Here is a 20,673-nt window from a genome sequence, read left to right as displayed (position 1 = left end):
CTGCTGGCGACTTCGTCGCGGACGCAGCGGTCGCTCGGACGCGAGCCGGGCCGCGAACGGCGGATGCTCGGTCTCGCTTCGCTCGAAAGACATGGTCGAGGTGGGCTGGGCGCGCTTTGTTGTGATGGCGCTATCGGGTGTATGCCTGGCGTAGCGGGGTCGCGGTGGCTGACCGTGTACGCCGCTGGACCGAGCGCCAGAAGATTCGAGGCGGCTGCCGCGGTGTCGCCGGGTGCGGACGCCTTGTGCCCGCGCACCATGACCGATTTGTGCACGCTGTCGTAGCGGGGTCGCGGTGGTCGGGGCTGGTCGTTCGGTGAGGCCGCGTTGTCCGGGGTGTTCCGGAACTATCCGTTCGGTCGAGCCGTGTAGTCCGGGGTTTGTGCGGGAACTGCTCGTCGGCGGGGCCGCGACTTCCGTTTGTTCACTGTCCGGCCCGCATCGATTGGTAGTTGGTCGACAGGGAGGTCTGCCCTGGACGTTCGGGTCGCCGCCGGTGGCCGTCGCTCGTGACGATTCCGGTCTGCCGGACCGATGTGCTTCTGCTGATCGTCACGGCGGATTCGCCGTGGATTGCGGTTTCACATGGACTCGACGTGCGCTAGGTGGTCGTTCCGGCGCCTGCCGCGTCAAGTAATCGGCGATATCTTGGTTCGGCCGTGAGTTGCGCGGTTTGCGGCCTTGGTGCGCCTGCGGACGGAGTGGTAGGTGGCCGCTCGACACGGGGGTGTCCGAGGCGGTCGCTGGTTCGGCCAATGGGGAGACGTACAATCGCACCGTTGGCTATATGTGGACAGGGGAGCGGATCGCCCCCGTCGCACGACAACATTGCACAGCCGTATGCACCCGTCGCGTGGCGTCGGTCTTCGGTAGTGGCCTATCGGCAGCGAGTTGCGCCGTCGGGCTTCGATCGATGACCGCCTCCGCGTCGCCGTATCCAAGGGGATTCGGCCGGGTGTGCGCGTCGCAGCCAGGAGGGTTGCCGCGCGTCCGTACCCGGTACGGCTGACGACAGCCGGATCGCGCCACCGTGCGCTCGAGCCGGCGAAGACGAGAGGTTGAGAAAGAAGAAATGACCGAAACAACCGAACGCAAGAGCTCTGCCGTCGAGGTCGAGCCGGGCGTGTTCGAATCCGTCGCGCTGATCGACAACGGCAGCTACGGCACCCGCACCATCCGGTTCGAGACCGGACGCCTCGCCCGGCAGGCCGCCGGTTCGGTCGTCGCCTACCTGGACGACGAGACCATGCTGCTGTCGGCCACCACCGCGGGCAAGCAGCCCAAGGACCAGTTCGACTTCTTCCCGCTGACGGTGGACGTCGAGGAGCGGATGTACGCCGCGGGCCGCATCCCCGGTTCGTTCTTCCGCCGCGAGGGCCGCCCCTCCACCGACGCCATCCTGACCTGCCGCCTGATCGACCGTCCGCTGCGTCCGTCGTTCGTCGACGGCCTGCGCAACGAGATCCAGGTCGTGGTCACCGTGCTGAGCCTGGACCCGAAGGACCTCTACGACGTGGTGGCGATCAACGCCGCGTCCGCGTCCACCCAGTTCGCGGGCCTGCCGTTCTCCGGCCCGGTCGGCGGCGTTCGCGTCGCGCTGATCGAGGGCCAGTGGGTGGCCTTCCCGACCACCGAGCAGCTCGAGGGCGCGGTCTTCGACATGGTCGTCGCCGGCCGCGTGGTCGACTCCGGGGACGTCGCGATCATGATGGTCGAGGCGGAGGCCACCGAGAACGTCATCGCGCTGGTCGACGGCGGCGCGCAGGCGCCGACCGAGGCCGTGGTCGCGGAAGGGCTCGAGGCCGCCAAGCCGTTCATCGCTCGCCTGTGCCGCGCGCAGCAGGACCTCGCGGAGCTGGCCGCCAAGCCCACCGAGGAGTTCCCGCTCTTCCCGCCGTACGGCCAGGACGTGTACGAGGCCGTCGAGGGCACCGCGAAGCGCGAGCTGAGCGAGGCGCTGAGCATCGCAGGCAAGCAGGAGCGCGAGGAGAAGATCGACCAGATCAAGCTCGCCGTGCTCGACCGCCTCGCCGACGACTACACCGGGCGGGAGAAGGAGCTGGGCGCGGCGTTCCGCTCCGTCACCAAGAAGCTGGTCCGCCAGCGCATCCTGTCCGACGGTTTCCGCATCGACGGCCGTGGGCTGGCCGACATCCGCGCGCTGTCCGCCGAGGTGGCCGTGGTGCCGCGGGCGCACGGCTCGGCGCTGTTCGAGCGGGGCGAGACCCAGATCCTGGGCGTCACCACCCTGGACATGGTCAAGATGGCCCAGCAGGTCGACTCGCTCGGCCCGGAGACCAGCAAGCGCTACATGCACCACTACAACTTCCCGCCGTTCTCCACCGGCGAGACCGGCCGCGTCGGGTCGCCCAAGCGCCGCGAGATCGGCCACGGCGCGCTGGCCGAGCGGGCGCTGATCCCGGTGCTGCCCAGCCAGGAGGAGTTCCCCTACGCCATCCGTCAGGTGTCGGAGGCGCTGGGTTCCAACGGCTCCACCTCGATGGGTTCGGTGTGCGCCTCCACCCTGTCGCTGCTGAACGCCGGTGTGCCGCTGAAGGCGCCGGTGGCCGGTATCGCGATGGGCCTGGTGTCGGACACCGTCACCAACGACCAGGGTGAGGAAGAGGTCCGCTACGTCGCGCTGACCGACATCCTCGGCGCCGAGGATGCCTTCGGCGACATGGACTTCAAGGTCGCGGGCACCCGCGAGTTCGTCACGGCGTTGCAGCTGGACACCAAGCTCGACGGCATCCCGTCGCAGGTGCTGGCCGGTGCGCTCAGCCAGGCGCACGACGCGCGCACCACGATCCTGGACGTGATGGCCGAGGCCATCGCCACCCCGGACGAGATGAGCCCGTACGCGCCGCGCGTCACCGCGATCAAGATCCCGGTCGACAAGATCGGCGAGGTGATCGGCCCCAAGGGCAAGGTAATCAACCAGATCACCGAGGACACCGGCGCCAACATCTCCATCGAGGACGACGGCACCGTGTTCGTCGGCGCGACCGACGGCCCGTCCGCGCAGGCCGCGATCGACGCGATCAACGCCATCGCGAACCCGCAGCTGCCGAAGGTCGGCGAGCGCTTCCTCGGCACGGTCGTCAAGACCACCGCCTTCGGCGCGTTCGTCTCGCTGCTGCCGGGCCGCGACGGTCTGGTGCACATCTCCAAGCTGGGCAACGGCAAGCGCGTGGCCAAGGTCGAGGACGTGGTGAACGTCGGCGACAAGCTGCGGGTGGAGATCGCCGACATCGACAACCGGGGCAAGATCTCGCTCGTGCCGGTCGAGGAGAACGCCGAGGAGCCCGGCGACGACGCGGCCGATGCGGGTTCGGCCGGGACCGAGTAGTACTTGTCTCTGTGACGAAGAAGAAGACGACAACCCCTCTGCTCAGCACCGGGCAGGGGGGTTCGTCACTCGAGCTGCGGGCGGACTCGGACAGCGGCGTGCGGCGCACCGTACTGCCCGGTGGGTTGCGCGTGGTCACCGAGCATCTGCCCGGAGTGCGTTCGGCGTCCGTCGGCGTGTGGGTGGGTGTCGGGTCGCGCGATGAAGGCCCCACCGTCGCGGGGGCCGCGCACTTCCTGGAGCACTTGCTGTTCAAGGCGACGCCGACGCGGTCGGCCCTCGACATCGCCGAGGCGATGGACGCGGTCGGCGGCGAGCTCAACGCGTTCACCGCGAAGGAGCAGACCTGCTACTACGCGCACGTCATCGACGACGACCTGCCCTTGGCGGTCGACATGGTCTCCGACGTCGTGCTCAACGGTTTGTGCCGGGCGTCGGACGTGGACGTGGAGCGGCAGGTGGTGCTCGAGGAGATCGCGATGCGCGACGACGACCCCGAGGACCTGGTCGGCGATTCCTTCCTGGCCGCGCTGTTCGGCGATCATCCGATCGGGCGTCCGGTGATCGGCTCGATCGAATCCATCGAGGGCATGCGGGCCGCGCAGCTGCGGTCGTTCCACCTGCGGCGCTACCGGCCGGACCGGATGGTGGTCGCGGTCGCGGGCAACGTGGAGCACGACCACACCGTGGAATTGGTGCATCGCGCCTTCGAGAACCGGCTCGATCCGGCGGCCACGCCCGCCCCGCGGCGCGAGGGCCGGTTCCGCCCCCACGGCGACCCCCGGCTGCACTGGAGCCACCGCGACAGCGAACAGGCGCATCTCGTGTTCGGCGTGCGCGCCTTCGGGCGGCACGAAGGCGACCGGCGCTGGCCGCTGTCGGTGCTGAACACCGTGGTCGGCGGCGGCCTGAGTTCCCGGCTGTTCCAGCGCATCCGGGAGGAGCGCGGGCTGGCCTACTCGGTATATTCCAGCGTCGACACCTTCGCAGACACCGGCGCGTTCTCGGTGTACATCGGCTGTCAGCCGGAGAATCTCGGGCAGGTGGCGGCGCTGGCGCGCGGCGTCCTGGAGGAAGTCGCCGCCGACGGCATCAGCGACGCCGAGTGCGCCCGCGCCAAGGGCTCGTTGCGCGGTGGGCTGGTGCTCGGCCTGGAGGACTCCGCCTCGCGCATGAACCGGCTGGGGCGCAGCGAACTCAGTTACGGCAACCATCGCACTGTGTCGGAGACCTTGGCGCGCATCGACGCCGTCACGACCGAGGAAGTGTCGGCCGTCGCGCGCACATTGCTGGCGCGGCCGTTCGCCGCGTCGGTCGCCGGACCGTACAAGCGCACCCGTGACCTGCCCGCCGCCGTCCGGCGGCTGGTGCCGAGCTGATCCGAGCGCGGGCGGTGTCGCGGCTTGGCGGAGCGTCCGCCGCCGCGATACTGTTTCGGCCGCCCGGCCGTCGGTCTTCGCCGGAGGGCGTTGAACGCGATTGTCCGGGTGCCGGATCCGGCGATCTCTGGCAAGGAGTCGAGATGAACCGAACGAGTCGTGCCCTTCGCCTGCTGGGCGCGGTGGCGCTGCCCGTCCTCGTGCTGGCCGGGTGCGGCGGGACGGACGCGGACGCAGGCAAGCCGGGCGAGCCGACCGAGGCGGCGCTGCGCGCGGACGCCAGGAAGATGAACGACGCGCTGGCCGATCACGACTACGCCGCCGCGTATCAGTTCCGTTCCGCGCGTTGCAGGCTCACGCTCAACGAGGACGACTTCGCGGCATCCATGGCGCAGCTCTACGACGGCAGGGACCTGAAGTCGAAGCCGTCGGAGATCACCGTCACCGTCTCCGGATCGACCGGGACGGTCACGGTCAAGAATTTCGACGCTCGCGCGTCCGAGGATGACACGAAGCCCAAGACCTGGACCTTCGTCGACGGGCAGTGGCGCTTCGACGCCTGCTGACCGGGGGACCTGCCCGACCGGGTCGCTGCCGGACGGGCAGTGGCGCTTCGACGCCTGTCGACCGGGGACCCGCTCGGCCGATCATTACCGGGCGCGAGCGGCCTTCGATACCTGTCGACCAAACCCGCTCGGCCGGGGTCAATCCCGGCAGGCGCGGTTGGCGGCCGCGACGATCGTCGCAACCAGCCCGGGCAGGGCGGACTCCAGATCGTCGGCGCGCAGACGCTGGCAGGTCTGGCCGTCGATGGTCAGCCGCTCGATCACGCCCGCCTCGCGCAAAATCTTGAAATGGTGGGTGGCGGTCGACTTGTTGATCACCTCGTAGAGCGCGCCGCAGCGCACCGCCGTTCCCGCGTTGCTGAGCCTGCGCACCATCTCCAAGCGCACCGGGTCCTGCAGGGCGCTGAGCACCACGGGCAGCGCGGCGACCGGGGGCGCCTGCTGGTCCGCGTCTCGGACATCGGCCATGATCTGGCTCACTCTCGGGTTTGATGATTGTCGTACCGGATGTATCGTCGAATGCTGTTCGATCATCATCAAACTTACCCGATCGGAGTTCCGATGGCAGCGACGATGGCGGTGGCCGTCGAGGAGCAGACCGCGCAGCGCTGGGCCTACGCCCTGGTGCTGGCGGCCAGCGGTGTGGCGCTGGGGGTTTCGGGCGTTCCCGCGCCGCTCTACGGCATCTATCAGAAGCAATGGCATCTGTCCCCGCTCACCACGACCATCGTGTTCGCGGTGTACGCGGTGGCCGCCCTCGGGGCGGTGCTGGTGTCGGGACGGATCTCCGACGTGGTCGGCCGGAAACCGGTGCTGCTCGGCGCCTTCGCCACCATGGTCGCAGGCTTGCTGGTGTTCGTCCTCGCCGACAGTGTGCCCATGCTGCTGCTGGCCCGGGCGTTGCACGGCGTCGCGGTCGGCTCGACCGTGGTCGCGGGCGCGGCCGCGCTGCTGGATCTTCGTCCGCACCGCGGCGCGCGGTCCGGCCAGCTCAGCGGTGTCGCGTTCAACGTGGGCATGGCGGTGGCGATCCTCGGCTCGGCGCTGCTTGCGCAGTACGCGCCGCATCCGCTGCGCACGCCGTACGTGGTGATCACCGTCGTCTGCCTCGCGATCGGCGCCGGCGTGCTCGCCCTGCGCGAACCGCATTCGGCCCGGGTGGCCGGACGCATCCGGATCGCGAAACCCGCCGTGCCGCCGGAGATCCGGGCCGATTTCTGGTTCTCGGCCATCGGCGTGATGGCGGCCTGGTCGGTGCTGGGCGTGCTGCTGTCGCTGTACCCCTCGCTGGCCACCCAGCAGACCGGCATCCACAATCTGGTCTTCGGCGGGGCCGTCGTCGCCTCGACCGCGCTCTCCGGCGCTACCGCGCAATTGTTCGCGACCGGAGTGCCCGCCCGGCGCGCGGCCATTCTCGGCGACACCGGCATGGCGCTGTCGCTGGTGCTGACGGTGCCCGCGCTGGCCACGCACAACTGGGTGGCGGTGCTCGCCGCGGGCGTCGCGCTCGGCGCGACCTTCGGTCTCGGTTTCGGCGGATCGCTGCGCCACCTGTCGGAGGTCGTGCCGCAACACAAGCGCGGCGAGACCATGTCGGCGTACTACTTGCTCGCCTACTCGGCCATGGCGCTGCCCACCATCCTCGCCGGGTGGGCGGCCACCACCTGGGGTCTGAGCACCGTGTTCCCGTGGTTCGTCGGTATCGTGGCCGTCGCCTGCCTGATCGCGGCCGGTCTCGGCCTGCGCGGCGACCGGCGGGCGGCCGGGCGGGTATGAGCGGCGATTGGCTTTTTGCCGCGCGTGTCCGCTAATGTTCTGTGTCGCATCACGGTCACCGCGATGCGCATGCGGATGTAGCGCAGCTGGTAGCGCATCACCTTGCCAAGGTGAGGGTCGCGGGTTCGAATCCCGTCATCCGCTCCACGAAATCATCCCGCCGCCGCGCCGGTCGCGCCGAGGGGCCTGCTCCGGCAAGCGTTTCCGGGTCACCCCCGTTACACCCCTCGACTTTCTCCGTGAACTTCTTCTGGGGCGATCGAGCGCGAATTCCGTCGCTCGGAGGTGCACCGCCGGGCCGTGGTCAGCGGTGCTCGAGTAGGTCATCGATATCGCGGCGGACGTCCGCGGTCCGCACGCCCGCGACGAACGACACGTCGTGCGGGCAGCGGGGCAGTTCTTCGTCGGTGCAGTCGCGGTGGCAGACCGGGCAGGCCGTGGTCCACGACATCAGCACGCGATCACGGGCCCGACCGAGCGGCCCGGCGTTGATCACATTGCCGATCCAGAAGATGCCGACGGTCGGGGTACCGAACGCCCTGGCCAGATGACGGGGACCGCTGTCGTTGCCGACGAAGATCGCGCTGCGGGCCAGGACGCCGCACAGCGCGGGTAGCGGCGCGCCGACCAATGCGCGGACCTGCCGGATCCCCGCGCCGGGTGATCGCGCGCCGATGCGCGAGCGGAGGTCGGCCACGAGGTCGCGGTCGGACTGTGAGCCCAGGATCACGACCGCCAGGTCCCGGTCCAGGCAGTGGGCGGCGATCTCGGCGAAGCGATCCGGCGGCCAGCGACGGCGCGGATCTCTGGCCCCGGGATGAATGGCGGCGATCGGCCCGCGCAGACCGCGTAGGGCCTGGTCGGCGGCGGACCGATCCGACGGCGTCGACTCGAGGCGGGGTTCGAGCAGCACGGGCGCCGCGCCGGCCAGACCGACCACCTCGAGCGCGCGCAAGGTCTCGTGCTGGTAGTAGCGGAACGGCAGCATGCGGGACAGGGGAGCCGCCCCCGCGGCGCGGGAACCCACCGTCCACCGTGGCCGCAGGCTGGTGAGGAACGGATTCGACCACGCGCCCCCGCCGTGCAGCTGCACACCCAGATCGATTCGCCCCAGCTGTCGATCGACCTCGCCGCATGCCCTGCCCTGCTCGGCGACGACCACCACCTCGTGCACAGGGCCCGGCCGGTCGCGCAGGAGTTCCGCGTGCTCAGCCGACCCGAGCAGGACGATGCGGGCGCCGGGATACGTCGCCGCCAGCGCGTGGATCGCGGGAAGGGCGAACAGCAGATCGCCGAGACCGCCGCCGCGCAGTACCGCGATGCGCCGCACATCGGGAAAGACCTCGCCGAGCGGGCCGAGCGCCGGACCAGAAGCGAGTCCCGCGCCGGCCATCGCGCCGCTCGCCTGTGCCATGCGACCTCCTGCGGGGACGAGCCGACGGCCCGGAACGAATGCCGTCGTTCTACCCGGGAGCCGACGGCACAAACCGCGCCCCGTCCAGGATCGGATGTTTCGGCACGGTCGGTCCGGGCATGTCCGCACGTGCGGGCTTCGCCGCGAGGCCCGGATCGTTACTGCGTTCGATCCAATCGTCCTCGGCGAACGGAGCCAGCAGTGCAGATCGCCACGGTGTCCGTGCACGCGAGTCCGCTGGTCGAGCGCTGTGTGGCCGCCTGTGGCCGGAATCGTCACGCCGCCGAGTGGGCGGCTGCCAGGCCCCGGTGCGGGTACGACGGCCCGCGTCCCGGGCGACAAATACCGGCCGGCGCGAGGGCGATGACCGGGCCGTCGCCGAGTTCGCCCGTGTTGCCGTGCCACGACGCGATCGGCATCCGGCCCGGTGCCGTCGCGCCGGGACGGCAGACCCATCCGATGCTCATGCCTTACCGGGCATCGGCACCACGGTGATGGCCGCGGGCGGTCCGCTGGTCGTGATCGGCGACGCGCTGCTCGACATCGACCTCGACGGCCGCGCGGACCGATGCAGCGCGGGGTCGGCCGCTCCCGTCGTCGACGTCGCGCACCGGACCTTCCGCCCCGGTGGAGCGGGATTGGCGGCCCGGCTGGCCGCGGCCGACGGTGCGGAAGTCGTGCTGATCGCCGGCTTCGCCGCCGACGAGGCGGGCGCCCGGCTGCGCGGGCTGCTCGACCGGCATGTGCGGGTCGTCGCCCTCCCGCTGCGCGGTGCGACGGTCTGCAAGCAGCGGGTGCGGGCGATCGGCCCGTGGGCCGCCCCGAACGGCCACGGCCGGGCCCGGCAGTCCGGCAGGCCCGTCCTGATCACCAGAATCGACTCCGGTGCGGGGCGGGTCGGCGCCGACCCGCTTCCCGAAGAGGCGGTCGCCGTGCTGGCGGCGGCGCGCGCCGTCCTGGTCTCGGATCACGGTGGCGCAGCCGCGGCCCATCCGCAGATCCGTAAGGTGCTGCGCGCCCGCGCCGAACACATCCCGATCGTCTGGGATCCCTCTCCGCGCGGTCCCGTCCCGGTCCCGGGCGCGGCCCTGGTCACCCCCGATCACGCGGCAGCGCTCACCCTGCTGTCCGGGCGGCTCGACGACGGACCCGACCTGTGGAAGCTCGCCAAAGGGTGGGCCGTCGATGCCATCGCGGTGACCCTCGGAACGGAAGGCGCCCTGCTGTGCCTGCGTGCGTCGGGCAAGCGGCTGCGCATCCCGCTTGCGTCCGTGGAAAGGGTGCCGGGTGGCGGTGATGCCTGCGGCGCGGGCGACAGCTTCGCCGTCGCCGCCGCAGTTCGCTTGGCCGAGGGGCGCGGACCGGAGAGCGCGGTGCGCCGTGCGGTGCTCGCGGCAGCCGAGTTCGTCGGGTCGGGCGGCGCCGCGGCGTACTCGGAGAGCGAACCGGTGGCGGTTCGCGAAGAAAACCCTTGTGTGCCAGACGATCACCTCGGAGTTCGAAAACCTGGCGCTACCTCGATGTTCCCGTGGTAACCGAGCCTCGTCATCTCCGAGTCGGACCCGGATGACATACTGGGTCGCAGGTCACCGGTTACCGCCACGATGTGCGCGCGCCGGCCGTTGAGTCAACAGCGGATTCTCGGCCGAACACGCCCACGTACGTGTGATCCCGTCGAAGGGATGGCGGTGATCCGGGTGGCGTCGCGGCCGCAAGCCCCTTGTACCTCGGAGAGGCATTGCACTCATGACTCAACACATGCAGCCCCGCGTGTCCGACGTGCCCGCCGACGGCTCCGTACTGCCCGATCAGCCCTCGGTGGGAAGTTTCCGGTTCTGGTTTGCCAATCGTCGCTGGGAATGGTCGGCCGAGGTGTATCGCATGCACGGCTACCGGCCCGGCGAGATCGAGCCGACGACGGAGTTGTTGCTCGCGCACAAACACCCGGACGACCGCACGCACGTCGCCGAGATCATCGAGCGCGCCGTCGAGCACGGGGAGACCTTCTCGAGCAGGCATCGGTTCATCGACCTGTCCGGCCAGGAACACACCGTGCTCGTCGTCGCCGACCGCATCCTGGACGACACCGGCGCCGCGGTCGGTACCTCCGGCTTCTACGTAGACCTTTCCGGCACCATCGCCGAGGCACACCAAGCCATGCTCGCCGCCACCCTGCCGGGGCTCTACGAGAATCGCGCGGTGATCGAGCAGGCCAAGGGCGTGCTCATGCGCATCTACCAGATCAGCGCCGATCAGGCGTTCCAGGTCTTGCGCTGGCGTTCCCAGGAGACCAACACCAAGTTGCGCGCGCTCGCCCAGCAATTGATCGCCGAACTCCCGCTCGTGCCGCCGCCACCCGCGGACCTGGTTGCGGCGTTCGACCACATCCTGCTCACCGTCCACCACCGCATACCGCACGAGTGAGCGTGCGTGGCGGCCCGGGCGCACTTCGTTTTCCGGATATCCGGCCGGTCGGACTTCGTCTGTCGCGCTGACATCCACGGTGATGGCTGTCAGGCTCGAGCATGCGATCTTGTGCCGACACCGGCCGCCGGAGGTGCGCATGACCTGTCAGAACGGCGTGGAAGGCATCCGAACCGCGGACGGCCTCCTTCTCCTCACGCACGGTGAACTGGATGCGGCGACCGCCGACGAGTACTTCACCGCGATCACCGATGTCGTCGAAAACTACTGCGACACAACACCGAAACTCACGTCGGTCGTCATCGACCTGTGCGGGGTGCGTTTCCTTTCCTGCGCGGGCGTGCGCATGCTGCTGCGGCTGGCGCGATGGGGCGCGAGAGCGGACGTCACGCTGGGCGTGACCGTGCCCGACGACGGCCCGGTGCGGCGCATCGTGGACGTCCTCGATATCGGACGGAGTGTGCCGGTCGTCGCTTGTCCGGCGCCCGCGGCGCACGGTCGCGCGGTGCGGGCACCCGGGTGCCGGTCGGGCGGGGTCGCGCCGCGGCGGCGTCTCGCCGAGACGCGGGGTGCCGAGAACGCACATTCCAGCCGCCGGCCGTCCGAAATACGAACAAGACCGCCCACGAGCGCTTGAGGCAGCCGTCAGGCGGCTACCCGGCGATCATCGCCTCGTTCACCTGCCGGTGAGCGCGCCGATCGCGGAGAACGGGAATCGAGGAAGCTCATGTCATTGGCGACCGCGAACCACAGGACCGCCACGCCCCGACGGACGCGACGCGGAACAGACAGCTACGACGGCATCGAGCCGTGGCTGGAGAGATTGTCCGCGATGCAGGACAACGATCCCGAACGCCCGCGGTTGCGCGAAGCGATCCTGCGGCGGTGCCTGCCGCTGGCCGAGCACATCGCCCGTCGCTTCGTCGGCCGGGGAGAGAACTACGACGATCTGTACCAGATCGCCGCGGTGGGGCTGGTGCTCGCGGTGGACCGGTTCGATCCGGCGCGGGGACCGTCGTTCCTGTCCTTCGCGGTCCCCACGATCATGGGCGAGGTGCGCCGCCACTTCCGCGATCACAGCTGGGCGGTGCGGGTTCCGCGCCGGATCAAGGAGATCCAGCTGACCATCGGCCCCGCCGTGGAAAGGCTCTCCCAGCGCTTGGAACGGATGCCCACCGCCATGGAGATCGCCGTCGAGCTGAACCTGGACCTGACCGAGGTCACGCAGGCGCTTCTGGCGGGCAACGCCTACTCCGCGAACTCGATCGACGCGGTCGTCGAGGACGACGACACCGGAGGCACCTCGGTGGCGGTCGCGGAGACTTTCGGCGCGGAGGACCCGTCCTACGAGCTGACCGACGAGGCATTGGCGATCGCTCCACTGCTCGCCGAACTGCCCGAGCGGGAGCGGCGCGTGCTGCACATGCGCTTCTTCCAAGGGCGGACGCAGGCGCAGATCGCCGCGGTGCTCGGCGTCTCGCAGATGCACATCTCCCGGGTCCTGTCGCGGACACTCGCGGAGCTGCGTGAGCGCGCCATGCGGGACTGACCGCGAGCGCGCTCGAGCGGACCCGCCGCGCGGACGCCTCGGCGTTACGCGCTGAGCGTTGTATGGGGGGATCGTCCGTACGCGCCGCGGTAGGCGGTCGCGAACCGTCCCGGGTGCGCGAAGCCCCATGCCGCGGCGATCGAGGTCACGGTGTGACCGTCGTCGGGCGAGCAGTCGCGCAGCTGTTCGTGTGCCCCGCGCAGGCGAAGCCGCCGCAGATACGCCATGGGCGTGGTGTCCAGATGGCGGCGGAACGCCAGTTGCAGCGCGCGGACGGTGACGTAGGAGGCGGCGGCGATGTCGGCCACGCTGATGTCGTCGCGCACGTGTGCCTCGAGGTACGCCAGCGCGCGCCGCACGGTGTCGGGGTGGGCGTCGTTGCGGTCGCTCGCCGTCGGTTCCAGGTGCGCGGTGCTCGGCAGGGTGTGCAGCACGGTGGCGGCGAGGTACTGCGCGGCGGTGGACGCGATCAGCGGCGCCTCGCTGGCGACGCTGTCCGCGGCGAGACCGCGCATGTGCTCGAGCACACCGGACAACTGCCGCGCCGCCACCGCGGAGACCGGGCGATGTCCCGTCAGGCGCACCGGTTCCAGGTCGTGACCGGGACTCGCGGCGGCGACCCTGGTCAGCAGCTCGGGGTCGAACATCGTGATGCGGTAGCGGGCGTGGTGGATCACACCCGAATACGGCACATCCGGTGGAGTGAGCAGCCCCAGCTCGCCGGGCTGGAAGAAGTCGGTGCCGTCGGCGTAGTTCTCTTCGATCGACCCCGAGTCCACTTCGCACAGGCAGATCTTGCCCAGCGGCTGGGCGACGTAGTTCATGTCGAAGCGCAAGTGGAGATCATCGAGGCTCACCGGACCGAGCATGGTGCGGGTGATGTCCGCTCGCACCGGTACACCAGTGCTGTTCGCGATCCGCATCCTGGTGTAATTGAGATTGAGGAAATCCTCCGTGTCGCCCAAGCTGTCGCTGTGGAAGGCCAATGACTTCATCCTGCGGCACTCCTGCTTTTTCGCATACGGCATCCCGCCCAGCACGTCGTAGAGGAACTGTCGAGCCGCTCTGCTCGGCGTACGGACTGGTCACAACCGTTGTCATGCAGACAGGGAGGCGCGGTTGGTACCACATGGTGCGACGAGATCGATCCGGCGCACACTGCAAAAGGGGATACCCGCTTCGGCTCGGGTTCAACCGTCGGGGGATTCCTACTCTACCGCGCGACGGGACCGGTGGAGCGGTTCGGACGGGCGTGCTGGCGGGGCCGAACAGGCCTCGGGTGTTTCGTCCGCACGCCAGCGGCCACCCTGAGCACGAGGGGCGAAGCGCCGCCCTTCTACTGGAACCGTCGGAAAGACGAGGGAGGTCCTATGGTCTCGCAGGACACGATCGCGCAATTGCGCCAGGACATCACCACCGCCGCGGACGCGGGTGACGAGGCGAACGCCGAGCGCCTGCGCCGTGAACTCGCCGAAGCGATCCGGGAAGCCGAGGAGAGCGGCGAGACCGAGCGGCGGTGACCGGTCGGCGGACGCGCGGGCCGGCGCCACCGGCCTGCGCGCCGATCATCCTGCGCTCTCGCGGTTCTCGAGTCCGACGGCGTCGGCGAGTTCGCGGCGGTGACGCAGCAGTTCGGGATGCTCCGAACTCATCTCTCGCATCAGATCGGCCAGTCCGTCGGCGATGGCGTTGAGTTTCTGCTGGACGGCGGCGTCGGAGCGGCTCTGGGTGTTCTGCAGCAACGCGACGAGCAGGAACGTGATGATGGTCGTCGCGGTGTTGATGACCAGTTGCCAGGTGTCGACGCTCGGCAGGACGAAAATCGTCGGCGCCCACACCAGGACCAGGATCACGCAGAAGACGAAGAATCCCGCCTTCGAGGCCAGAGCGCTGGCCGCTGTCGCGAAGCGGTCGAACACCGATAATTTTCCTTTGATGTCCGACGGCATGGTCGCGGGCCTTGCGGCGGCGGGGTTTTCCGTGTGCTGAGCCATAGGAGTCCTCTCGAAAATGCCGATCCAGACGGGTTTCGAGTTACCGCGAGCGGTCCCGCCGAAACGCCGCGGCCCTTCGAGGGGGTGCCGTAGCCCCGGTGCCGCTCGCGGAACCGTTGCCGTCGCCGGTCATTCGTCGGGCTCGTCGCGCGGCGGCAAGTAGGGCTCGTCATCCTCGGGGTGGCCGTGGGCCATGCTGCGCGCTCGCGCGAGTTCGGCGTCGAGTTCCGCGCCGAGCAGTACCGCGATGTTCGAGATCCACAGCCACACGAGGAACACGACGACGCCACCCAGGGAGCCGTAGACCCGGTTGTAGGAGCCGAAGTGGCCGACGTAGAACGCGAACCCCCACGACGCGCCGGCCCAGACCAGGACGGCCAGCGCGCTGCCGGGAGTCAGCCAGCGGAATCCCGGTTGCCGCACGTTCGGCGCCGCCCAGTACAGCAGGGCGAAGACCAGAGCGATCAACACCATCATCACGGGCCATTTGACGATGCCCCAGACCGTGATCGTGGCCTGCCCGAGCCCCAGCCACCGGCCGATCTGCTCGGCCAGCGAACCGCTGACGACGACGCCTACGGTGCAGACGCCCAGCAGGACCACCACCGCGGCGGTCAGGGCGACCCGCACCGGAACGGTCTTCCAGACCGGCCGCCCCTCCGCGATGTCGTAGATGGCGTTGGTCGCGCGCATGAAGGCGCCGATGTAGGCGGAGGCGGTCCACAGCGCCGATGCCAGACCCAGCAGCGCCAGCGGTCCGGCCGGGGTTTGCGCTTCCTCGATGTTGTTCACCGCGTCGACGAGCAGGTCGGTGCCGCTGCCGGGCGCGATCTCGCGCATGGTGTCCACCAGCGCCCTGGTGTCGTCACGTCCCAGCATGCCGAGCCCTGCGGTCAGCACGATCAACCCGGGAAACAGCGACAGCACGCTGTAGTAGGTCAGTGCCGCGGCCCAGTCGGTGAGATTGTCCCGTTGGAACTCGCCGACCGACCGTCTCACCGCGCCCCACCACGATCGCCACGGCAGATCCGCCGGCCCGCGCAGCCGGTGCCGCGCCGCGAATGTCTTCTGCATCTCTTGCGCCACCCTCACACCTCCAGCACGCGGTGGATACCCGCCGGGACGGCCGCGAAACAGCTTCGCGGGCAAGGTTATTCGGTACCGCCGGGTCCTCTGGCTGGTGCTGCGCACGGTGCGCGGAGGGCAGAAAATCCGTTGTTTCTCCCACCGCGGAACCGTAAGGTCTCTCGGGTTTGTCCACCGATCGATACGAAGGAGAACCCTCGTGGAACCCGTCACCGAACGCGACATCAGGTCGTCGTTCGTCAATTGTTCGAAAGGCGATGCCAAGCGGCTGCCGGTGCCCAAGGACCTGGACGACCGGCCCTGGGCGGACCTGGACTTCCTCGGCTGGAGCGATCCGTCCTTGCCGGGGCGTGGCTACCTGGTCGTCCCGCAGGACGACCGCTTGGTCGGCGTGGCGCTGCGCTATGCCACCGGCGGCACCGGCCGGGCGCAGATGTGCACGATCTGCCTGACCACCCACACCGGCGGCGGCGTCTCGCTGATGACCGCGCACAAGGCGGGCGAATCAGGGCGCAGGGGCAACTCGGTGGGCACCTACATGTGCACCGATCTCGCCTGCTCGCTGTACGCGCGCAACAAGAAACGGCCCGCGCTCGGCAGTCGGTACCGCGAGGACCTCACGCCCGAAGAGAAGATCGAGCGGGTGCGCGACAACCTGAACACTTTCCTGGCGAAGCTCTACGCCTGATCGCCTTCGCCCATCCACCGCAGCCGCTGCGCTGCCCGCCAGAACGGAGGTAGATGCCATGTGCCGACATTCGACAACCGCACGAACGAGCCACCCCGAGTCGTTGGAACCGAACTCGGGGTGGTCGTGATTCCTCGCCGGTCGAGTCTGCCCGGACCGGCCGGGTCGTCCCGTCCGGCGAGGAATCACGGCTCTGGGTTCGAGCCCTTCGGCTCCTCGCGCGCGGGGTCCCACACCGCGCGCAAGCTCGGAGCGCCGGGAACCAGATCGGGCAGGTCGGGTATCGCGTCGGCTTCGGCGACCAGCGGCGCGATGATCGCCGCGTGCCGCTCACGGGCCAGCCGAGCCGCCTGCCTGCCCGCTTCGGTGACCGAACGGCCCAGTTGTTCCGGTGTGCCGCGCAGGGCGGTCGGCGCGAACCGCACGTCGACGATGACCCCCGCCGCGTCCACGGTCACCTCCACCAGTTTGTCCGCCGACTCGGCCGTGCACCGCACGGCGGACAGCTTGTCGCGCAGCTCCGCCACGTGGGGGCGCTGCTCGGCGAGCGCGTCCAGGATGTGGTCGACCTGGTTGCGGATTCCGCTGTTGGCGGAGCGCAGGCCGTCGCGTTCCCACCGGTCCACCGGCACCGACCTCCTCGAGTCCACGTCGTTCCCGGCCACCGAATCGCGTCCGGGAACGCGGCAGGAATTGTGCGGCACGCAGGACGCGGCCGCACCGCGAACATCCCGGGGCTGGGAAGGATCAGGCCGGTGCGGAGTCGGTTTCGTGCACCGTCAGCCAGCGTGGTCCGCCGGGGTCGTCGGTCGTCAGCACGGCGGTCACCCGGCGACGGGTGACGCTCGCGTCCGTTCGATGCGTCTCCAGGAACCGCACCACCGCGGTGCCGCCGGCCCGCAGGAGTTCCTCGATCTCGGACACGTCGATCGCCAACCCGGGCGAGGAATTGCGCGCACCGCGCAGCCCCGCGAGCAACGCGCCGCGCCCCAGCACTTCGCCACCGATCGTCACCATGCTGAACCGCTCGTGCTGCGCCGCCGCGAACCGCTCGAACACCTCCGCGGGCGCCTGCGATCCGAGCCACGTAGCGAGGTCGGCGTGCAATCGCACGACCGCGTCGACCAGATCCACCGCCATGCGCGGCATCGTACGCGGGCCGCGTCCGGCGGCGGCCACCGTCCGATGTGCTCGCACCACCGGGCGCGGTAGCGTCGGCGGCATGAAGATTCGTGGAGCGGTCCTGGAGCGGATCGCGGCGCCGGCGCCGTTCGCCGAGTCGGCGCCGATCACCGTATGCGACCTGGAGCTGCGCGAGCCGGGGCCGGGAGAGCTGCTGGTGCGGATCGAGGCGGCGGGGATCTGCCATTCGGACCTGTCCGTGGTGGACGGCAACCGGGTGCGGCCGGTGCCGATGCTGCTCGGCCACGAGGCAGCGGGCCGGGTGGAAGCGGTCGGTCCCGGCGACGGCGACATCGCGGTCGGGCAGCGCGTGGTCATGACGTTCCTGCCGCGGTGCGGCGAGTGCGCGGGGTGCGCGACCGACGGCCGCACGCCCTGCGTGCCCGGAAGCGTCGCCAACAACGCGGGCGAATTGCTCAACGGCGGGCGGCGGTTGTCCCGTGCCGGCGCCGACGTGCACCACCACCTGGGTGTCTCCGCTTTCGCCACGCACGCGGTGGTGGATCGCAGGTCGGTGGTGCCGGTCGAGGACGACGTGCCTCCGGAGGTGGCCGCCGTGCTGGGTTGCGCCGTGCTGACCGGCGGTGGGGCGCTGTTGAATTCGGCGCGGCCGGGCGCAGGCGACCGGGTGATGGTCGTCGGCCTCGGCGGCGTCGGTATGGCGGCGGTGCTGGTCGCGGTGTCGCTCGCCGCCGAGGGGCACGAGGTGATCGCGGTCGACACCGTGCCGGAGAAGCTGGCGCTGGCCAGGGAACTGGGCGCGCACGCGGCCTACACCCCGGCAGAGGTCGCCGAGCTCGGTGTGCAGGCCGAGGTGGTGGTCGAGGCCGCGGGCAACGTCCGCGCCTTCGAGACCGCTGTCGCCGCGACGGCTCCCGGCGGCACCACCGTCACGGTCGGACTGCCCGCTCCCGACGCGCGCGCGAGCATTTCGCCGCTGGCCCTGGTCGCCCAGGGGCGTTCCATCGTCGGCAGCTACCTCGGCTCCGCGGTGCCGTCGCGCGACATTCCCGAGTACGTCCGCATGTGGCGGGCGGGACGCCTGCCGGTGGAGCGGCTCGTCTCGGCGCACGTCGGGCTCGACGAGATCAACCGCGCCATGGACGAACTCGCCGCGGGCCACGCCTTGCGCCAGGTCATCGTCTTCGACTGACCCGGTCCGCCGCCGGACTCCGCGTCCGGCGCGAGCGGCTCAGTCGGCGGGCCGGTCCATCCGGTCGACGAATCGTTCGAGCAGGCGGGCGAACTCCGCGCGCTCGGCGGGGGTCCAGTCCGCCATCGCGGCGGCCATGGCGGTGCGCCTGCCCGCTCTTGCCGCGGCCACCGCCCGGTTTCCCGCTGCGGTCAGGCGCAGGACCGACCGCCGTCCGTCGCGCTGATCGGCGACGCGTTCCAGCAGGCCGGCCGACACCGCTTGGGCGACAAGGCGACTGGCCCTCGGCTGATCGACGCCGAGTGCGGGAGCGAGTGCCCCGACCGTGTCGGCCGCGCCGTCGGCCACGGCGTCCAGCGCGCGGAACACGGCGACGGGAATCGCGCCGTCGCTCAGCGCACCGCGCGTCTGCCTGCGCCGGATCCGGACCATCGCCGCTTCGACGGCGACGGTGATCGCGTCGTGCTCGTCCATGTGCTCACTCTGTCATGCCGTGGATTTATATGTAAGAGTACATGTAATTGTTGCTCAACATGTATAGGAGTGCTGATGGCCATCCACCGTGGCATCGGGTACTGGCTGGTGGAACTCGATCGACTGATCAACGAGCGCTTCGATGAAGACCTCGCCTCCGGCGGGTTCAGCCGCAGGCGCTGGCAGGTCACGCACTCGCTGGCCGACGTGCCGCAGCGCGCCGACGACATCCGCGACGCGCTCGACACCTTCTGGACCGACGACTCCGAATGGCCCGCCGAACTGGCCGCACTCGTCGCCGACGGACTGGTCCGCGACGACGCCGGCCTGCTGTCGCTGACCGAGCGGGGCCGCCGCACCCACGACGAGGCCTTCGTCCGGATCGCCCGGCGCAGAAAGCAATTGGCGGAAGGGATCAGCGATGAGCAGTTCGCCGAGACCATGCGGATCCTGCAACGAATGGTCGCGAACCTCGGCGGCGTTCCCGACGCGGAGGTCGGGGAGCCGCGGGGGGCGGCGCAATAGGCGGCTGCCTCGCCTTCGCTCGGCCCGGCGCGGATCGAAGGCGGACTGCGTCCGGCGGTGTTCATCGAGCGGCTGCCTCGCCTTTGCTCGGCCCGGCGCGGATCGAAGGCGGACTGGCGTCCGGCGGTGTTCATCGAGCGGCTGCCTCGCCTTTGCTCGGCCCGGCGCGGATCGAAGGCGGACTGCGTCCGGCGGTGTTCATCGAGCGGCTGCCTCGGCTGTGTTCGGACCGGCGTGGGTCGAGGGGTGAAGTCGGGTTGCCGCCCCTTCGCCGGTCACCGTCGGGCGGCGGGATCGCGGTCGGCCCGGCCCATTAGGCTGATTCCCGACCGGGAACGGAACGAGGAGGTGCGGTGACCATTCGGGTCGGAGTGCTCGGAGCGCGGGGCAAAGTCGGACAGGCGATCTGCGCGGCGGTGACGGCGGCGGACGATCTGGAACTCGTCGCGGCCGTCGACAAGGACGATCCGCTCGACCAGTTCACCGCGGCGGATACCCAGGTGGTCGTCGACTTCACCCACCCGGACGTGGTGATGGGGAACCTGAAGTTCCTGGTCGAGCACGGCATCCACGCGGTGGTCGGCACCACCGGTTTCGACGAGGCCCGGCTGGCGGAGGTACGCGGCTGGCTGACGGGTCGCCCGGAGGTCGGCGTGCTGATCGCGCCCAACTTCGCCATCGGCGCGGTGCTGTCCATGCGTTTCGCCGAGCAGGCCGCCCGATTCTTCGAATCGGTGGAGGTCATCGAGCTGCACCACCCCAACAAGGCGGACGCGCCGTCGGGCACCGCCTACCGCACCGCGGGGCTGATCGCCGCCGCCAGGGACAAGGCGGGCCTCGACCGCAGCCCCGACGCGACGACGACCGAGCTGGAGGGTGCGCGCGGCGCCGACGTGGACGGGGTGCGCGTGCACTCGGTGCGCCTCGCCGGTCTGGTCGCCCACCAGGAGGTGCTGTTCGGCACGCAAGGTGAGACGCTCACCATCCGGCACGACTCCATCGACCGCTCCTCCTTCGCCCCCGGTGTGCTGCTCGGCGTGCGGGAGATCGCGAACCGCCCCGGTCTCACCGTCGGACTCGACCCGTTCCTCGACCTGTGAGCGTCCGGCAGCCG

Annotated in this window: 21 protein-coding genes and 1 tRNA gene; 14 read left to right on the top strand and 8 right to left on the bottom strand. The window is 70.1% G+C overall.

Going from position 1 to position 20,673, the window contains the following annotated elements; all coding sequences use genetic code 11:
* The first annotated feature begins 1,072 nt into the window (after positions 1-1,072).
* From ACWDMM_RS10000 to ACWDMM_RS09990, 3 genes are all read left to right on the top strand, one after another.
* Positions 1,073-3,349, top strand: coding sequence for a polyribonucleotide nucleotidyltransferase (locus ACWDMM_RS10000; RefSeq protein WP_195078800.1), 2,277 nt, complete (start codon positions 1,073-1,075; stop codon positions 3,347-3,349).
* Positions 3,350-3,387: 38 nt separating this feature from the next.
* Positions 3,388-4,728, top strand: a complete 1,341-nt coding sequence (locus ACWDMM_RS09995; protein ID WP_195078951.1) for a M16 family metallopeptidase — start codon at positions 3,388-3,390, stop codon at positions 4,726-4,728.
* 143 nt (positions 4,729-4,871) lie between these two features.
* Positions 4,872-5,294, top strand: a complete 423-nt coding sequence (locus ACWDMM_RS09990) for an Rv0361 family membrane protein (protein ID WP_195078801.1) — start codon at positions 4,872-4,874, stop codon at positions 5,292-5,294.
* A 138-nt stretch (positions 5,295-5,432) separates the two neighbouring features.
* Here ACWDMM_RS09990 and ACWDMM_RS09985 read toward each other — a convergent pair whose 3' ends face one another.
* Positions 5,433-5,762, bottom strand: a complete 330-nt coding sequence (locus ACWDMM_RS09985; protein WP_195078802.1) for an ArsR/SmtB family transcription factor — start codon at positions 5,760-5,762, stop codon at positions 5,433-5,435.
* 93 nt (positions 5,763-5,855) lie between these two features.
* Between ACWDMM_RS09985 and ACWDMM_RS09980 the strand changes: the two genes are divergently transcribed.
* Positions 5,856-7,070: an MFS transporter gene (locus tag ACWDMM_RS09980; RefSeq protein ID WP_357112527.1), complete on the top strand. Its 1,215-nt coding sequence runs from the start codon at positions 5,856-5,858 to the stop codon at positions 7,068-7,070.
* A 71-nt stretch (positions 7,071-7,141) separates the two neighbouring features.
* Positions 7,142-7,217: transfer RNA gene (locus tag ACWDMM_RS09975), tRNA-Gly, on the top strand.
* A 157-nt stretch (positions 7,218-7,374) separates the two neighbouring features.
* Here ACWDMM_RS09975 and ACWDMM_RS09970 read toward each other — a convergent pair.
* A complete protein-coding gene (locus ACWDMM_RS09970) occupies positions 7,375-8,484 on the bottom strand; it encodes a glycosyltransferase family 9 protein (protein ID WP_357112531.1) in 1,110 nt (369 codons plus the stop codon).
* A gap of 494 nt (positions 8,485-8,978) precedes the next feature.
* Between ACWDMM_RS09970 and ACWDMM_RS09965 the strand changes: the two genes are divergently transcribed.
* The 4 genes from ACWDMM_RS09965 to ACWDMM_RS09950 all read left to right on the top strand — a co-directional run bounded on the left by ACWDMM_RS09965 (position 8,979) and on the right by ACWDMM_RS09950 (position 12,457).
* Positions 8,979-10,019 carry a PfkB family carbohydrate kinase gene (locus tag ACWDMM_RS09965; protein WP_449936918.1) on the top strand — a complete coding sequence of 347 codons (1,041 nt, stop codon included), beginning with the start codon at positions 8,979-8,981 and terminating at the stop codon, positions 10,017-10,019.
* Positions 10,020-10,230: 211 nt separating this feature from the next.
* Positions 10,231-10,908, top strand: a complete 678-nt coding sequence (locus tag ACWDMM_RS09960; protein ID WP_397068828.1) for a PAS and ANTAR domain-containing protein — start codon at positions 10,231-10,233, stop codon at positions 10,906-10,908.
* A 139-nt stretch (positions 10,909-11,047) separates the two neighbouring features.
* Positions 11,048-11,545, top strand: a complete 498-nt coding sequence (locus ACWDMM_RS09955) for an STAS domain-containing protein (RefSeq protein WP_357112541.1) — start codon at positions 11,048-11,050, stop codon at positions 11,543-11,545.
* Between the two features lie 90 nt (positions 11,546-11,635).
* Entirely contained in the window at positions 11,636-12,457 is an 822-nt protein-coding gene (locus ACWDMM_RS09950; RefSeq protein WP_195078805.1) for an RNA polymerase sigma factor SigF, read from the top strand.
* Between the two features lie 44 nt (positions 12,458-12,501).
* Here ACWDMM_RS09950 and ACWDMM_RS09945 read toward each other — a convergent pair whose 3' ends face one another.
* Positions 12,502-13,452: a helix-turn-helix domain-containing protein gene (locus ACWDMM_RS09945; protein WP_449936913.1), complete on the bottom strand. Its 951-nt coding sequence runs from the start codon at positions 13,450-13,452 to the stop codon at positions 12,502-12,504.
* A 375-nt stretch (positions 13,453-13,827) separates the two neighbouring features.
* Between ACWDMM_RS09945 and ACWDMM_RS09940 the strand changes: the two genes are divergently transcribed.
* Positions 13,828-13,977 carry a hypothetical protein gene (locus ACWDMM_RS09940; protein ID WP_195078807.1) on the top strand — a complete coding sequence of 50 codons (150 nt, stop codon included), beginning with the start codon at positions 13,828-13,830 and terminating at the stop codon, positions 13,975-13,977.
* 45 nt (positions 13,978-14,022) lie between these two features.
* On the opposite strand, the gene ACWDMM_RS09935 is transcribed toward ACWDMM_RS09940, so the two are convergent.
* Together ACWDMM_RS09935 and ACWDMM_RS09930 are read right to left on the bottom strand one after the other, a co-directional pair.
* Positions 14,023-14,451 carry a low affinity iron permease family protein gene (locus ACWDMM_RS09935; RefSeq protein WP_357112548.1) on the bottom strand — a complete coding sequence of 143 codons (429 nt, stop codon included), beginning with the start codon at positions 14,449-14,451 and terminating at the stop codon, positions 14,023-14,025.
* 129 nt (positions 14,452-14,580) lie between these two features.
* On the bottom strand, positions 14,581-15,525 hold the full coding sequence (locus ACWDMM_RS09930) for a YihY/virulence factor BrkB family protein (protein ID WP_195078808.1): 945 nt from the start codon (positions 15,523-15,525) through the stop codon (positions 14,581-14,583).
* A gap of 211 nt (positions 15,526-15,736) precedes the next feature.
* Between ACWDMM_RS09930 and ACWDMM_RS09925 the strand changes: the two genes are divergently transcribed.
* Complete coding sequence (locus tag ACWDMM_RS09925) at positions 15,737-16,225, top strand: FBP domain-containing protein (protein WP_195078809.1); 489 nt, start codon at positions 15,737-15,739, stop codon at positions 16,223-16,225.
* Positions 16,226-16,410: 185 nt separating this feature from the next.
* Here the strand turns inward: ACWDMM_RS09925 and ACWDMM_RS09920 are convergent, their stop codons facing one another.
* Both ACWDMM_RS09920 and ACWDMM_RS09915 read right to left on the bottom strand, forming a co-directional pair.
* Entirely contained in the window at positions 16,411-16,857 is a 447-nt protein-coding gene (locus ACWDMM_RS09920) for a YbaB/EbfC family nucleoid-associated protein (protein ID WP_195078810.1), read from the bottom strand.
* 115 nt (positions 16,858-16,972) lie between these two features.
* Entirely contained in the window at positions 16,973-17,365 is a 393-nt protein-coding gene (locus tag ACWDMM_RS09915; protein WP_357112553.1) for a hypothetical protein, read from the bottom strand.
* Positions 17,366-17,447: 82 nt separating this feature from the next.
* Between ACWDMM_RS09915 and ACWDMM_RS09910 the strand changes: the two genes are divergently transcribed.
* Positions 17,448-18,560: an alcohol dehydrogenase catalytic domain-containing protein gene (locus ACWDMM_RS09910; protein WP_067810058.1), complete on the top strand. Its 1,113-nt coding sequence runs from the start codon at positions 17,448-17,450 to the stop codon at positions 18,558-18,560.
* A 39-nt stretch (positions 18,561-18,599) separates the two neighbouring features.
* Here the strand turns inward: ACWDMM_RS09910 and ACWDMM_RS09905 are convergent, their stop codons facing one another.
* Positions 18,600-19,034, bottom strand: a complete 435-nt coding sequence (locus tag ACWDMM_RS09905) for a MarR family winged helix-turn-helix transcriptional regulator (RefSeq protein WP_195078813.1) — start codon at positions 19,032-19,034, stop codon at positions 18,600-18,602.
* A gap of 75 nt (positions 19,035-19,109) precedes the next feature.
* Here ACWDMM_RS09905 and ACWDMM_RS09900 point away from each other — a divergent pair, with 75 nt between their 5' ends.
* Complete coding sequence (locus ACWDMM_RS09900) at positions 19,110-19,559, top strand: hypothetical protein (protein ID WP_357112559.1); 450 nt, start codon at positions 19,110-19,112, stop codon at positions 19,557-19,559.
* Between the two features lie 353 nt (positions 19,560-19,912).
* Complete coding sequence (gene dapB / locus ACWDMM_RS09895; protein ID WP_195078815.1) at positions 19,913-20,659, top strand: 4-hydroxy-tetrahydrodipicolinate reductase; 747 nt, start codon at positions 19,913-19,915, stop codon at positions 20,657-20,659.
* Positions 20,660-20,673: the final 14 nt, after the last annotated feature.

The sequence above is a fragment of the Nocardia sp. NPDC003726 genome, from assembly GCF_053586955.1.
The sequence above is the reverse complement of the archived record's forward strand: the minus strand, read 5'-3'. Positions and strand labels throughout refer to the sequence as shown.